This window comes from Bacillus sp. B.PNR1, assembly GCF_030386235.1.
GTDB classification, from domain to species: domain Bacteria; phylum Bacillota; class Bacilli; order Bacillales; family Bacillaceae; genus Bacillus; species Bacillus stercoris.
Genome location: NZ_JANYMN010000001.1, coordinates 2,062,035 through 2,076,581, shown reverse-complemented (window position 1 = coordinate 2,076,581; position 14,547 = coordinate 2,062,035). Strand labels below are relative to the sequence as shown.

Below are 14,547 nucleotides of genomic sequence, written 5' to 3'. Positions count from 1 at the left end.
TTTTGTCTGGCGGGCTCATACATTATAGATAAGTCCAAGTAGGGGGGATTCGGTTGAACGCGGAGGAGAAGAAAGAATTACAGCGGGCAATTGAGGAAATTACCGAAATTGCAAAAGGATTCGGCCTTGATTTCTACCCGATGAGATATGAAATCTGCCCGGCTGAAATTATTTATACATTTGGCGCGTACGGGATGCCGACAAGATTCAGCCACTGGAGCTTTGGCAAGCAGTTTCACAAAATGAAGCTGCATTATGATCTGGGATTAAGCAAGATTTATGAGCTGGTTATTAACTCAGATCCATGCTACGCTTTTTTGCTGGACAGCAACTCACTGATCCAAAATAAATTGATTGTCGCTCACGTTCTTGCCCATTGCGATTTCTTCAAAAACAACTGCCGTTTCCAAAACACGAAGCGCGATATGGTGGAAAGCATGGCGGCAACGGCTGAACGGATAAAACACTATGAACAGGTTCACGGGATAAAAGAAGTAGAGTCATTTTTAGATGCGATCCTTGCGATTCAGGAGCATATCGATCCGTCGTTGGTCCGCCCAAAGCTCCAATGGAGTGTGGATGATGAGGAAGAGGAGATTGAAGAGGCAGCCACACCTTACGATGATTTATGGTCTTTGGATGAAAAGAAACCGAAAAAACAAGTGAAAAAATCGAAAAAACCGTTCCCGCCGCGGCCGGAAAAAGATATCCTGCTTTTTATCGAGGAGCATTCCCGGGAGCTGGAGCCATGGCAGCGTGATATATTAACGATGATGAGAGAGGAAATGCTTTATTTCTGGCCTCAGCTGGAAACAAAGATTATGAATGAGGGCTGGGCTTCCTATTGGCACCAGCGAATTATACGTGAGCTTGATTTAACCTCTGATGAAGCGATCGAGTTCGCCAAGCTGAATGCAGGTGTCGTTCAGCCGTCCAAAACAGGCATTAATCCTTATTATTTAGGGCTGAAAATATTTGAAGACATTGAGGAGCGGTACAACAACCCGACGGAGGAAATGAAGAAAATGGGCGTGCAGCCTGACTCCGGCCGGGAGAAAATGTTTGAGGTCAGGGAGATTGAATCCGATATCTCTTTCATCCGCAATTATTTAACCAAAGACTTAGTCATGCGCGAAGATCTTTATTTGTTTCAAAAACAGGGCAGAGATTATAAGATCATTGATAAAGAGTGGAAGTCGGTGCGTGACCAGCTCGTAAGCATGCGGGTAAATGGCGGCTTTCCATATTTGACGGTAAACGACGGCGATTATATGAAAAATAACGAACTCTATATTAAGCATTGGTATGAGGGCATAGAGCTGGATTTGAAATACTTGGAGAAAGTGCTCCCTTATTTATTCCAGCTTTGGGGAAGAAGCGTGCACATTGAGTCTGTGCTTGAGGATAAGGAAGTCATGTTTTCGTATGATGGAAAAGGTGTTCACCGCAGGTATTTATAAAAAAAAGGATGCAGCGTTCTGCATCCTTTTTATTTTCCAGCTTTTAAAATCTTAAATATGATATTTGCCTGATCGGTATTGTTAATCAATCCGCGGAATTTTTCTTTTCCGGGACCGTACGCGTATACCGGCACTTGTTCGCCGGTGTGATCGGTACTCGTCCATCCGCTGTTAGAGCGAGTATTAAAAATCTTGATGATGGCTTTGTAGGCGCCTTTGCTTTTGTCAGCCTGTGCAGCAGCTACAACACTTTTGATTTCTTCTGATGTAAATTTCAGATTTGTATAGCGGGCGAGCACATCTTTGACCGGCTTGCCCTCACTGATTTTTTTGGCCATAAATTCAGGCGTTTTCTTTGCGGAGAGAATCGGCTCTGCATGCCAATTCTTTTCGCCGTTTGCGCCAATGGTAAAGCCGCCGGTTGTATGGTCTGCAGCTGCAATCACAAGTGTATGTTTGTCTTTTTTCGCAAATTCAATCGCGGCTTTATAGGCCTGTTCAAAGTCTTTAACCTCGCTCATGGCTCCTACTGTATCATTGTCATGGGCCGCCCAGTCAATTTGGCTGCCTTCGACCATCAAGAAAAATCCTTTTTTATTTTGGTTCAAGCGTTCAATTGCTGAAACCGTCATGTCTTTGAGAGACGGTGTTTTGCTGTCGCGATCAAGCGCTTTAGCAAGCCCTCCATCCGCGAAAAGCCCGAGCACCTGCTGATCCTTATTTTTCTTCAATGCTTCTTTAGTTGTCACATAGCTGTAGCCGGCTTGTTTGAATTCCTTTGTCAAGTTTCTGTCCTTGCGGTTAAAATACGATTTTCCGCCGCCAAGCAAAACGTCTATTTTTTGTTTGCCTTTTATTTTGTCATCCATATAGCTATTGGCGATTTGGTCCATGTTTTTCCGAGATTTATTGTGGGCCCCATATGCGGCAGGGGTGGCGTGGTTAATTTCAGACGTTGCAACAAGCCCTGTTGACTTGCCTTGCTGTTTGGCCTCTTCAAGCACAGATTTCACTTTTTTCCCGTTTTTATCGACGCCAATTGCATTGTTATATGTCTTAACGCCTGTCGCTAATGCTGTTCCGGCAGCTGCTGAATCTGTAATATTATAATCAGGGTCATCCGGATGCGTCATCATCATGCCTGTCAAATTCCGGTCGAATTCAGTCAATTTGGGGTTATTCGGTGTTACACCGTTATTTTTCAGGGAACGGTAGGCGTTTATGTAAGACGTCCCCATGCCGTCGCCTATCATCACAATGACATTTCTGATCTCAGCTTTGTCTTGTTTTTTGGCGCTGGCCTTTTCTGTTTGCTGGAGTTCGGCTCCGGCAAAGATTCCAGCTGTAAGGACAGAAACAGCGGCGATTGGCAGAAGTTTTGATTTCATATTTTGAAACAAATTCATTTTTAGCATGCCTCCTTTAATGTGTTATGTTTGTCATGTTAGGGAAATTTTGTTAAATGAATCTGTTGATCGTGTAAACATTAAGTAAAGCATTGTAAGGAAATGAAAAACGTCGTTTCGTTATTTTGCCTTAGTTGGTTCAAAGCATTCATTTTTCAGAAAAATCTTTACCTCTCTGTCTTTGCATGATATGTTTGTTTAAATAAAAAAACTGCGGATAACCGCAGCTTTCCTCGTATATTCTTTATCACACATTCTTCCATAAGTGAGTGGACTCCCGAAAGTTTTCATTTATTTCCTTTATGTTGAAAAACATCCCATAAAACATGACAAAAGCACTCGTTTTTTGTCACCTTTGCAACGAAAATGAAATATTTAATACCCTTAAAAACTTTTTTTTAGAACGAATAATTAAGAAATTTGTCACATGAAGTCAAGACTATTTCTGATGGGAATCTATCCTTATAATAGAAACCAATAAGATTAATTTAAAAAAAAGAGATACATATATAGAGAGTTAACATTTGGGGAGGAAAATATGAAAAAGCAAATCATTACAGCTACGACAGCAGTTGTTTTAGGATCGACATTATTTGCAGGAGCGGCGTCTGCACAAAGCATTAAGGTGAAAAAAGGCGACACGTTATGGGATCTTTCAAGAAAATACGACACAACGATCAGTAAAATTAAATCAGAGAACCACCTTCGTTCGGACTTTATTTATGTGGGACAGACTTTATCGATTAACGGCAAATCTACAAGTTCAAAAAACAGCAGTTCTTCTTCTTCCTCTTCTTCTACATACAAAGTAAAGAGCGGAGACAGCCTGTGGAAAATTTCAAAAAAATACGGCATGACAGTCAATGAACTGAAAAAACTGAATGGCTTAAAATCAGACTTGCTTCGTGTTGGACAAGTCCTGAAACTGAAAGGCTCATCAAGTTCAAGCAGCTCCAGCTCATCGAGCGTATCAACGTCTTCAACTTCCACTTATAAAGTGAAGCGCGGGGACAGTCTGTCTAAAATCGCAAAACAATACGGCACTACGGTTAGCAAATTAAAAAGCTTAAACGGCTTAAAATCAGATGTAATCTATGTCAACCAAGTATTGAAGGTGAAAGGAACAAGCACTAGTAGCTCCAAACCTGCTTCTTCTTCATCATCTTCTAGCAGCAAAGCATCATCTACTACATCACTGAATGTGAGCAAGCTGGTTTCTGATGCGAAAGCGTTAGTTGGAACGCCATATAAATGGGGCGGAACGACAACTTCTGGCTTTGACTGCAGCGGATTCATTTGGTATGTACTGAATAAACAAACAAGTGTGGGCAGAACAAGCACTGCGGGATACTGGAGTTCTATGAAAAGCATTGCCAGCCCGTCTGTTGGTGACTTCGTCTTCTTCACAACATATAAATCCGGCCCTTCTCACATGGGGATTTACATTGGAAACAACAGCTTCATTCATGCAGGATCTGACGGCGTACAAATCAGCAGCCTGGACAACAGCTACTGGAAGCCTCGTTACCTCGGTGCGAAAAGATTCTAATTTTAGAGGAAACCCGTTCATTGGAACGGGTTTTTTTCATTAGACGGAGCACATCCATTTTGGTTGCTCCTAAAAATGAAAATGTGATAAAAAATCCAAGAATTTTTTTTCTTTCTTATTTTCATAAAGGGCGATTGCATAAGCGCCGGCATAGGGCAGCTGAGCAGACTGATAAGGGATTCTGATCATCTGTTTTTCTGCTAACTCCCGCTTTACTGTAGATAAAGGCAGAAATGAAACCCCAAGTCCTTCCTTGATAAACCGTTTCGTTATATGTGTTTGTGTGACCTTCATTGTCCTCACAAATGGAAATGTCACTCTGACTTGACGGAGCAAGTCGTCCCAGTAATCAGGATGATTGTGGGTCAAAAGCAGGTATTGCTCGAGCACCTCTTTGGCATCAATTTCTTTGTCTTCTATGAAACGCTGATCGGGCGGGGCAACAAGGACGACAGGGTCTTTATAAAGGCAGTGGCAGCTTAAAGAGGAAGACTGTACCTTTAGACAGCTCAATCCGATATCAGCTTCCCCGGCTTTTATCAGTGACGCGATTTCCGCTGATTCGAAAATCGTCACCGCCATTTCTGTTTCCGTGTTCATTGCTGTGTACCGCTTCATGACAGAAGGAAGCACAGTATCTGCAATAAGCGGAGAAACCGCGAGCTGTAAGGTTTGAGAGTAGCCTTGCCGCACTCTGTGAAGCTCTGCCATGCTGTTTTCATAATCATCAAGAAGCCTGAGCGCATACGGTAAATAAGCCCTGCCTTCATCAGTCAGCTGGATCTGTCTGCCTTTTCGCTCAAACAGCTTGCAGCTGATTTCTTTTTCTAATTGCTTGATATGCACAGTCACAGTGGGCTGAGATAAGAAAAGCGTTTCAGCTGTTTTTCGGAAGTTTTCATATTTCGCAGCGGTCACAAAGGTATGAAGCCATTTGAAATCCATTTCTATTCTCCCTCTGATTAATATTTTTAATTAATTTCCTTTAAAATATTCATTATTTTTTAAATATTATATTTACTATAATAACAGAAAAGGATAGGGGGAATACAAATGGTACATTACGGATTAAAGGGAATTACATGTGTGGAAACATCCATCAGCCATATTGATGGTGAAAAAGGACGTCTGATTTACAGAGGCCATCATGCAAAAGACATCGCACTGAATCATAGCTTTGAAGAAGCGGCTTATTTGATTTTATTTGGGAAACTGCCTTCAGCTGAAGAATTGCAGGTATTTAAAGATAAGCTGGCTGCGGACCGGCACCTTCCGGAACACATTGAGCGCTTGGTTCAGTCATTGCCAAACAACATGGACGATATGTCGGTGCTGAGAACGGTTGTGTCAGCATTGGGGGAAAATACGTACACATTCCATCCGAAAACAGAAGAAGCAATCCGGCTGATTGCAATCACGCCCTCCATCATTGCCTACAGAAAAAGATGGACGCGCGGTGAACAAGCTATAACACCTTCTTCCCAGTACGGACATGTCGAAAACTATTATTATATGCTCACAGGTGAACAGCCTTCAGAGGCAAAAAAGAAAGCGCTTGAAACCTATATGATTCTGGCCATGGAGCACGGCATGAACGCATCCACTTTTTCGGCACGGGTTACCTTATCTACAGAAAGTGATTTAGTGTCAGCCGTCACGGCTGCTCTTGGCACGATGAAAGGCCCGCTCCACGGAGGCGCCCCTTCTGCTGTGACAAAAATGCTTGAAGACATTGGAGAAAAAGAACATGCTGAAGCATATCTGAAAGAAAAACTCGAAAAAGGAGAGCGCTTGATGGGATTCGGCCACAGGGTGTACAAAACAAAAGACCCGCGGGCAGAAGCTTTGAGACAGAAAGCAGAAGAGGTGGCCGGCAATGACCGCGATCTCGCTCTCGCTCTCCATGTAGAAGCAGAAGCGATTCGTTTGCTTGAAATCTACAAACCGGGACGAAAGCTGTACACAAATGTTGAATTTTATGCGGCTGCTGTGATGAAGGCCATCGATTTTGACGATGAATTGTTTACACCGACCTTTTCAGCAAGCCGAATGGTGGGATGGTGCGCCCATGTGCTGGAACAGGCAGAAAACAACATGATTTTCCGCCCGTCAGCGAAATATACAGGTGCCATTCCTGAGGAAGTTCTTTCATAGCATATTTTGGCGTTTATTCACTTCTGTCGTGTGGTAACGTTCAGTATCAACCACATGTCTAGGAGTGATGAATGTGAACCCAATGGACAGACAAACAGAAGGACAAGAACCCCAGCATCAGGACAGACAGCCGGGCATTGAATCAGAAATGAATCCGCTGCCCCTGTCAGATGACGAGGATTATCGAGGAAGCGGAAAATTGAAAGGAAAAGTCGCGATCATTACCGGAGGCGACAGCGGGATAGGGAGAGCAGCAGCCATTGCGTTTGCTAAAGAGGGCGCTGATATCTCCATTCTTTACTTAGATGAGCATTCGGACGCAGAGGAAACACGTAAACGGATCGAAAAGGAAAATGTCCGCTGCCTGCTTATCCCGGGAGATGTCGGGGACGAGAACCATTGTGAACAAGCTGTGCAGCAAACAGTGGACCATTTTGGCAAACTAGATATCTTGGTGAACAACGCCGCTGAACAGCATCCCCAGGACAGCATTCTCAATATTTCAACAGAACAGCTGGAAAAAACCTTTCGCACAAATATTTTTTCCATGTTTCATATGACGAAGAAAGCTTTGCCTCACTTGCGAGAGGGGAGTGCCATTATTAATACGACGTCGATTACCGCTTATGAAGGAGATACGGCGTTAATTGATTATTCCAGCACAAAAGGTGCGATTGTCTCCTTTACGCGGTCCATGGCGATGTCGCTTGCGGATAAAGGCATCAGAGTGAATGCGGTGGCGCCCGGCCCGATTTGGACACCGCTTATTCCGGCGACATTCCCTGAGGAAAAAGTGAAACAGCATGGCTTGGATACCCCAATGGGAAGACCGGGACAGCCGGTTGAGCATGCGGGCGCCTATGTTCTGCTGGCGTCTGATGAATCTTCCTATATGACAGGGCAGACCATTCATGTGAATGGCGGCCGTTTTATTTCAACGTAATCAACGAAAAAACCAGCTTGATAGCTGGTTTTTTTGTGCGGTTAGAAATTGGAAAATAAAAAATTTGTCGATTTTTCTAACAATTTTGTTTTCATTTTTGCAATTTTATATATAATATTGAGTAGGAGAAAGGAATGATTCGCGACCAGTACAAATATAGTAGAAAAACAGAAAAATGACCATTGTCGCTCATGAATTCAGAAAATTCAAATAAAATATATAAAAATAGATGATCGGGAGTTGAAGGGGAATGAAAGGGAGCGTTTTTAGGAAGAAAAGCATTCAGGATTTAATCGCTGCGACGAGCGGTGAAAAGTCTTTAAAAAGAGAATTAGGGGCGTTCGATTTAACGTTGCTTGGAATCGGCGCCATTATTGGTACAGGAATTTTTGTTCTGACGGGAACAGGCGCAGTCACGGCAGGTCCCGGACTGACCATTTCATTTGTTGTGGCGGCGCTGGCTTGTTTATTCGCCGCCCTGTCTTACGCGGAGTTTGCGTCAAGTGTGCCTGTTTCAGGTTCGGTGTATACATTCACTTATGCGACATTGGGAGAGCTTATGGCCTTTATTATCGGGTGGGATTTAATTTTAGAATACATGCTGGCGGTAAGTGCAGTGTCGGTCGGCTGGTCTGGTTATTTCCAATCATTTTTATCAGGGCTCGGCATTCATCTTCCGGTTGCTTTAACAGCGGCACCGGGCGCAGTGAAAGGCACCTTTACTCTGTTTAATCTTCCTGCATTCGTCATTGTAATGGCGATCACATATTTGCTATATTTAGGCATCAAAGAATCAAAAAGAGTCAACAATATCATGGTTATCTTGAAGATACTGGTTGTTCTGCTGTTTATCGCGGTGGCAGCCGTTTACGTGAAGCCGCACAACTGGCAGCCGTTTATGCCAATGGGCTTTGGCGGCGTATTCAGTGCAGCGGCGCTCGTATTCTTTGCTTTTATCGGATTTGATGCTGTATCCTCTGCTGCGGAAGAGACGAAAAATCCCGCGAAGGATCTGCCAAAAGGCATTATTTTCTCTTTATTGGTTTGCACGATTTTATATGTCACCGTATCAGCAATCATGACTGGGGTTATCCCGTTTGCTCAATTTGCGGGTGTGGATCATCCGGTTTCTCTTGTTCTTCAAAGCGCAGGGCAAAACTGGGTGGCTGGCATCATTGATATTGGCGCCGTGCTGGGAATGACAACAGTTATGCTCGTGATGCTTTACGGGCAGACCCGCGTCATGTTTGCCATGTCGCGTGACGGGCTTGTGCCGGGCTCACTTTCTAAAGTGCATCCAAAGCACAAAACACCTTATGTAGCCACTTGGTTTTTCGGAACGATGTCGGCGCTTCTCGGCTCACTTGTTCCGCTGGATGAACTTGCAAAGCTGGTAAACATCGGGACGTTGTCGGCATTTGTCCTGATTTCTGTGGCAGTTATCGTTTTGAGAAAGAAACAGCCTGATCTTCCGAGAGCTTTTAAATGCCCGGGAGTTCCCGTGATCCCAGGCCTGGCGATTCTGTTCTGCCTGTTCTTGATTTTAAATTTGGGATGGGTGACGATTGTCCGCTTCCTGGTGTGGCTGTTAATCGGCTTGGTCATCTATTTCCTGTATTCAAGAAAGCATTCAAAATTAAATCAATAAATAACCTTTGATAAAGAGAGCGCCCATACAGGCCGCTCTCTTTTCTGTTCTTGGCAAATGAATCTATAGAAATGAAGACAAAAATAAGAGATAATATAGGCTGGAAAGGAAGTGACGTTTATTGTCTGAGCAAAAACCAGTCCAATGGGCTTCGAAAATTGGTTTCGTCATGGCAGCGGCCGGTTCGGCTATCGGATTGGGCGCGATTTGGAAGTTCCCTTACGTAGCGGGGACCAATGGGGGAGGAGCCTTTTTTCTTATCTTCGTGTTATTTACCATCCTCTTAGGCTATCCGCTTTTGGTGGGGGAATTTATTTTTGGAAGACGGAACCAGACGAATGCCATTGATGCATATAAAAAAGAAGCGCCGCGATCAGCTTGGTTTCTTACCGGGTGGATCGGTGTAGCCGCGTGTTTCTTAGTGCTGTCGTTTTACAGTGTAATCGGAGGATGGATCTTGCTGTATATCGTAAAAACGGCGTCAGGCTCACTGTCCGGGCTTTCCCAAGCACAGTATGGCGCTCTTTTTGCTTCTATTATCCATAATCCGGTGCAGACGCTCACGGCTCAGCTTGTTTTTATGGTACTGACTGTCATCGTTGTCGCCAGAGGGGTTCAAAAAGGAATTGAACGGGTCAGCGCGGTGATGATGCCGATTTTGTTTTTGTTGTTTATTCTGCTTGTTCTCCGGTCTCTTACGCTTAACGGTGGAATGGAAGGCGTAAAGTTTCTGCTTGTGCCACATTTCAGCGATCTGACTCCGGAATCTATATTATTCGCTCTGGGACAGGCTTTCTTTACGTTAACATTGGGGGTATCGGTGATGGTGACCTATAGCTCCTATTTGCCGAAAACACAAAATATCCCTCGTTCGGCAGCCTCCATTGTCTTGATGAATATCATTGTGACACTCTTGGCAGGTCTAGCTATTTTTCCGGCGGTTTTCTCATTCGGTTTTCAGCCGAATGAAGGACCGACACTGTTGTTTACAGTGCTTCCAGCCGTTTTTGAACAGCTGCCGTTTGGCACGTTGTTTTTTATCGGTTTTCTCGTTGCATTTTTATTTGCGGCCTTAACCTCAGCGTTTTCGATGGTTGAAATTATTGTCGCCACAATCGGAAAAGGGGACGAAAAGAAGAGAAAAAAACTGTCATGGACGAGCGGGCTTTTGATCTTTTTGGTCGGAATCCCATGCTGCTTGTCTTATGGCGTATTGAGTGATGTGCACCTATTTGGCAAAACGTTTTTTGATATTGCCGATTTTACCGTCAGCAATGTTTTAATGCCTTCAGGCGCTCTGTTAATTTCTCTGTTTATCCCGCTTAAAATTTCGAAGAGCGAGCTCTTGGCAGAAATGAGAAATGGATCAAATGCAGGTAAAGCATTCTTTTACACATGGTTTTATTTGCTTCGCTTTATCGTGCCGCTTGCCATTATTATCGTGTTCTTAAATTTAATCGGAATTTTATCATTTTAAAAAAACAGGCTCCGGGAATGGAGCCTGTTTTTTATTTAATAAGATGATATCAACGGCGCCCATGCCGTTTTCAGTTTTTGGATGCCGAGCCTGATGTCCTCTTCTGACAAACCGCCATAACCGATTAAGACAGAAGCAAAAGGCGTTCGTTCTTTATATGAAGGGGAGACGGGATAGATGGTTACACCGTTGTTTGCTGCTGTTATTATTGCTTCTTCCTCACTTGCTGGAAACAAAAGACGCAGCAGAATGTGAAGCCCTGAGTTTTTACCGAGAATCTCAACGGTGTTTCCTAGTTCAGAGCGGATGGCTTCTAACAGGACAGCGTGTTTTTTTCGGTATAGGCCTCTCATTAGTTCAGGGGGCACAATCATGAAGCTAAGCCGCAAGGAAGGCAGAAGTGACTTTGAAAAAGTGCCAAGATATATGACTCTGCCATTCGGATCTAGACCCTGTAAAGACGGAATGGGATGGCCGCTGTAGCGAAATTCCCCGTCATAATCATCCTCTATAATGAATGAATTTGATTTTGTTGCCCATGCAAGCAGCTCCTGTCTGCGGGTTATCGTCATGATGGTCCCAAGCGGAAACTGATGCGAAGGAGTCGTATACATGAAATAAGGATTCCGGCGGTAGAGCTCATCCGGCAGGACGCCTTCTGCATCAGTACAAATCGGAATGACATTCATGCGATTTGCTTCAAATATCTTTCTTGAACGGTGAAAGCCCGGTTCTTCAAAGCCGATTTTTGTCCCTGGTTTTAGCATAAGGCAAAGAATTTGCAGAAGCACGGTGGTTCCTGCACCAATGATAATCTGGCCGGGATCGCAATTTACTCCCCGAGACAGCCTGACGAATCGGGCAATCGTGTGTCTGAGTTCGTATTCTCCTTGAGGGTCGCCAGAGGTGTGAAACGAATTGGAATAGCGATCCAGACTTTTTACTATGCTTTTTCTCCATGCATTAAAGGGAAAGAGGGCCGGATCAACATTGCCTTGATGAAAGTCAATAGCAGGTGCGTTCTTTTTATGTGAGCCAGGCTGTGCAGACTGCTGAAAATGGTCAGGAGCTGACGGAAAATCTGGTTCTACTTCCGCGGCGAACCAGCCGATTTTCGGCTTGCTTTTGACATAGCCCTCAGCAGTTAATTGCTCGTAAGCTCGTTCTATTGTTGCCGTGCTGACATCGAGCAAGCTGGAGAGCCTGCGTTTTGAAGGAAGTTTTGTTCCCTTTGTGATTCGCGCATGTGAAATCTCTTGTTTGAAAAAGGTATAGAGCTGCTCATACAGCGGTATTTTGCTCTTTTTATCAAGAAACGGCGTGATATCCATCTCGTATCCCCTTTTTATCTGGCATGGTCATTTTTTCTGATAGTGGCTATTTGGCAAATGCCATTTATTAGCTATGATCATTGTAACGAAAGGAAAGGGGATTGAGAAGATGATTCATATCAAACAATTAACCACGAAAGAAGAATGGGCTGAGTCATATCCGGTCATGGGTGAATTGAGAACAGAACTAGATATCGAGACGTATCTACAAAGGCTTGAAGCCTGTGTGCAGAAAGAATCGTATATGCTTTTTGCCTTATATGAAGATACAGAGATCAGAGCGCTGTGCGGCGCTCAGCCGAGGGTTTCCATTCATAAAGGAGAGCACTTGTGGGTTGCGGATCTAGTTACAACGGCACCTAGCCGATCAAAGGGATACGGCAAAATGCTTTTGGATTATGCCGCAGACTGGGCGAGTAAAGCCAGACTTGGCTTTGTCAGTCTTTCATCTGGCCTTCAGCGTAAAGACGCACATCGATTTTATACAGAAAAAATGGGTTTTGCTATAGAAAGCTATTTGTTCCGAAAACCGGTGTAAATGAAAAAAGACGCCTGAAAAGGCGTCTTTTTTTAAAAGCCAAACTGTAAATTTGTATCTACAGATACAATGGTATACACACAAATAATCACAAAGAGATTAAGGATGACGCCGAGCAGGCCGGGGCCTGTGCGTCCTCTCTTGATGAAGAGTTCAACAACGCCGAACGGAACGGCAGCCATGGCGAACGGAAGCATTTGATAGGAATAAAACGTGACATTGCTGATAATCGCCAAATTCAGCAAGAGCAGGGACAGAACCGCTGTCCCGACAGAGATCCAGCCGAATACATTGTGTTCTTTAAAAATTCTTACCAGTTCCATAATTCCACCTCGCCGACATTCGCTGATTTTACAGATTTGTTTTTCAGCATCCGCTGGATTTCCTTGGTTGGTCCTGTAACGACCGAACCGTAAACATTGACACCGTTTTTCTCTACATAATCTAATCGGTTATCTACATTCAGGTCTTTTCGTTTTGAAATGACCTGAGCCCATTTTTCGTGTTTGGACATAAATTTCAGGGCGTTGATAAACTGATCGCCATTCGACTTGCCTTTTGTATTAAGGGCAGCCAAGAACTTTGAATCCTTTCCAGGATAGCCAAGAGGTTCTGTTGAAGCTGTCTTATTTGTGTTTTTCTCTGTTTCGATTGCGTTCCACAAAAAGCTCACATCATAGCCTTTGAATTTGTTATACACGTCTTTTGTCGGATATGCGCGGTCATATGAAAGGTAGACCTCGGATACCGTTCCTTCAGGCAATGTCTTTAATGTTTTTTCTGCTTTTGCGGTTGTTTGTTCAGACGTGTTTGAAGGGTGTGTGAAGTAATGGCCGGTTTTATTCGCTTCTAAGTCATAGTAGTTTACAGCCGGCGCTTTTACTTTGTTATAAAACATTTCAACCCGTTCATTCCCTACGGCAGCCGTCTTCGTGCCAATCTGCTTTTGCAGCGGGAATTCCGTATTCATGCCAAACAGCTTCACTTGGCTTTTCAGCCCGGAAGTATCAACAAGAACATTCGGCATGGTCAGGGCTACAGTGACGGCGGCGGTTTCCATAAACTCATTGCCGGTGCTGTGTTTTCCGCCCATCCCGTAATAGAGGTAGCTTCCCAGCGTGCAAAGCGGCAAAATCATCAATGTCGAAATGACGGCAAGTACAGAAATTCGCAAATAAGATTTGCGTTTGCCGTAGGCTAAAATCGCTTTTTGTTTTTCAGGACTGATGCTGATATCCCAATCGTTATCGTCCTCTAGCTCGCTGTCAATCAATTCCTGATATACTTCGAGCTTCTCAAGTTCTTCCTCAAATGCGGTCATTTCCTGGTCGCTCATTTCCCCATTTTTATATTGATCAAAACGCTTTTTAAATTCTTCATTCATCATTAACACCTCTATTATAAAGTGCTTTCAGCCGCTGTCTGGCACGAAATAAAACACTTTTAAAATTCGCCTCTGAAATATTCATAATATGGGATGCTTCTTTGTAATTTAACTCTTTTAAATAATATAACGTTAAGGCCTCCCGATAATTATCGGGGAGCTCGGACATATAACCAGTCAGCACTTCCTTTATCTCTACCTGATGGGCAGGGCTCTGAACAGCATTTTGAAAGAGGCTTCCGATTAAGTCATCAGAAATGGTTACTTCTTTCTTATGCTTTCTGACGTAATCAATGAAGGCGTTTCGCGCCACTTGAAAAAGCCAGGGCTTTACTTTGCTGTGATCATAGGAGTGAATGTGTATGTATGCCCGCATAAAGGTTTCCTGCAGCAAGTCTTCAGCAAGATGCTTGTCTTTTGTCATGGAGAGCAGGAACCTGTAAACATCATTCATGTACATTTGGTAAATTTCATCGATCGTCACTGCCTTTTCTCCCCTCTATGTTATACACGCATAAGAAAGGTTTAAAGTTGCACATTACATGCAAACGGCTTTTTTATACCTAATCAAACACCATTCCTATATAGTACCCAAAAATGGCCGCAAAAGATAGTGCGGAGAAATGTTTAACATTTTTTCCAGAGGGGAAAAGATAG

The 14,547-nt window shown here is 43.7% G+C and carries 13 protein-coding genes; 7 read left to right on the top strand and 6 right to left on the bottom strand.

The window, feature by feature from the left end:
* The first annotated feature begins 53 nt into the window (after positions 1–53).
* Entirely contained in the window at positions 54–1,460 is a 1,407-nt protein-coding gene (gene spoVR / locus NZD81_RS10895; RefSeq protein WP_014663345.1) for a stage V sporulation protein SpoVR, read from the top strand.
* Between the two features lie 29 nt (positions 1,461–1,489).
* Here spoVR and phoA read toward each other — a convergent pair whose 3' ends face one another.
* Positions 1,490–2,875, bottom strand: a complete 1,386-nt coding sequence (gene phoA / locus NZD81_RS10890; RefSeq protein WP_282374117.1) for an alkaline phosphatase PhoA — start codon at positions 2,873–2,875, stop codon at positions 1,490–1,492.
* A 529-nt stretch (positions 2,876–3,404) separates the two neighbouring features.
* On the opposite strand from phoA, the gene lytE reads away from it, so the two are divergent.
* Positions 3,405–4,415 carry a peptidoglycan endopeptidase LytE gene (lytE, locus tag NZD81_RS10885; protein ID WP_282374118.1) on the top strand — a complete coding sequence of 337 codons (1,011 nt, stop codon included), beginning with the start codon at positions 3,405–3,407 and terminating at the stop codon, positions 4,413–4,415.
* A 69-nt stretch (positions 4,416–4,484) separates the two neighbouring features.
* Here the strand turns inward: lytE and citR are convergent, their stop codons facing one another.
* Positions 4,485–5,360 carry a transcriptional regulator CitR gene (citR, locus tag NZD81_RS10880; protein WP_014663348.1) on the bottom strand — a complete coding sequence of 292 codons (876 nt, stop codon included), beginning with the start codon at positions 5,358–5,360 and terminating at the stop codon, positions 4,485–4,487.
* A 108-nt stretch (positions 5,361–5,468) separates the two neighbouring features.
* Between citR and citA the strand changes: the two genes are divergently transcribed.
* The 4 genes from citA to NZD81_RS10860 all read left to right on the top strand — a co-directional run bounded on the left by citA (position 5,469) and on the right by NZD81_RS10860 (position 10,637).
* Complete coding sequence (citA, locus tag NZD81_RS10875; RefSeq protein ID WP_014663349.1) at positions 5,469–6,569, top strand: citrate synthase CitA; 1,101 nt, start codon at positions 5,469–5,471, stop codon at positions 6,567–6,569.
* Positions 6,570–6,642: 73 nt separating this feature from the next.
* Positions 6,643–7,512 (top strand): SDR family oxidoreductase, encoded by an 870-nt coding sequence (locus tag NZD81_RS10870; protein ID WP_014663350.1) that lies wholly within the window; start codon positions 6,643–6,645, stop codon positions 7,510–7,512.
* A 250-nt stretch (positions 7,513–7,762) separates the two neighbouring features.
* Positions 7,763–9,160, top strand: coding sequence for a branched-chain amino acid transporter BcaP (gene bcaP, locus NZD81_RS10865; RefSeq protein ID WP_003245791.1), 1,398 nt, complete (start codon positions 7,763–7,765; stop codon positions 9,158–9,160).
* 121 nt (positions 9,161–9,281) lie between these two features.
* Positions 9,282–10,637: a sodium-dependent transporter gene (locus NZD81_RS10860; RefSeq protein WP_040083606.1), complete on the top strand. Its 1,356-nt coding sequence runs from the start codon at positions 9,282–9,284 to the stop codon at positions 10,635–10,637.
* A 35-nt stretch (positions 10,638–10,672) separates the two neighbouring features.
* On the opposite strand, the gene pdxR is transcribed toward NZD81_RS10860, so the two are convergent.
* The gene (gene pdxR, locus NZD81_RS10855; RefSeq protein ID WP_289860515.1) at positions 10,673–11,968 is read right to left on the bottom strand and encodes a MocR-like pyridoxine biosynthesis transcription factor PdxR; all 1,296 of its coding nucleotides are present in this window, start codon (positions 11,966–11,968) and stop codon (positions 10,673–10,675) included.
* Between the two features lie 109 nt (positions 11,969–12,077).
* On the opposite strand from pdxR, the gene NZD81_RS10850 reads away from it, so the two are divergent.
* Positions 12,078–12,506 (top strand): GNAT family N-acetyltransferase, encoded by a 429-nt coding sequence (locus NZD81_RS10850; RefSeq protein WP_040083604.1) that lies wholly within the window; start codon positions 12,078–12,080, stop codon positions 12,504–12,506.
* Positions 12,507–12,538: 32 nt separating this feature from the next.
* Here NZD81_RS10850 and NZD81_RS10845 read toward each other — a convergent pair whose 3' ends face one another.
* The 3 genes from NZD81_RS10845 to sigM are packed head-to-tail and all read right to left on the bottom strand — an operon-like array spanning position 12,539 to position 14,374.
* Positions 12,539–12,829, bottom strand: a complete 291-nt coding sequence (locus tag NZD81_RS10845) for an anti-sigma-M factor (RefSeq protein WP_003233341.1) — start codon at positions 12,827–12,829, stop codon at positions 12,539–12,541.
* Positions 12,817–13,893 (bottom strand): anti-sigma factor, encoded by a 1,077-nt coding sequence (locus NZD81_RS10840; protein ID WP_014663355.1) that lies wholly within the window; start codon positions 13,891–13,893, stop codon positions 12,817–12,819. Before NZD81_RS10840 ends, NZD81_RS10845 begins: the two co-directional genes overlap by 13 nt.
* Complete coding sequence (gene sigM / locus NZD81_RS10835; RefSeq protein WP_003224177.1) at positions 13,883–14,374, bottom strand: RNA polymerase sigma factor SigM; 492 nt, start codon at positions 14,372–14,374, stop codon at positions 13,883–13,885. The genes NZD81_RS10840 and sigM overlap by 11 nt, the downstream gene beginning before the upstream one ends.
* Positions 14,375–14,547: the final 173 nt, after the last annotated feature.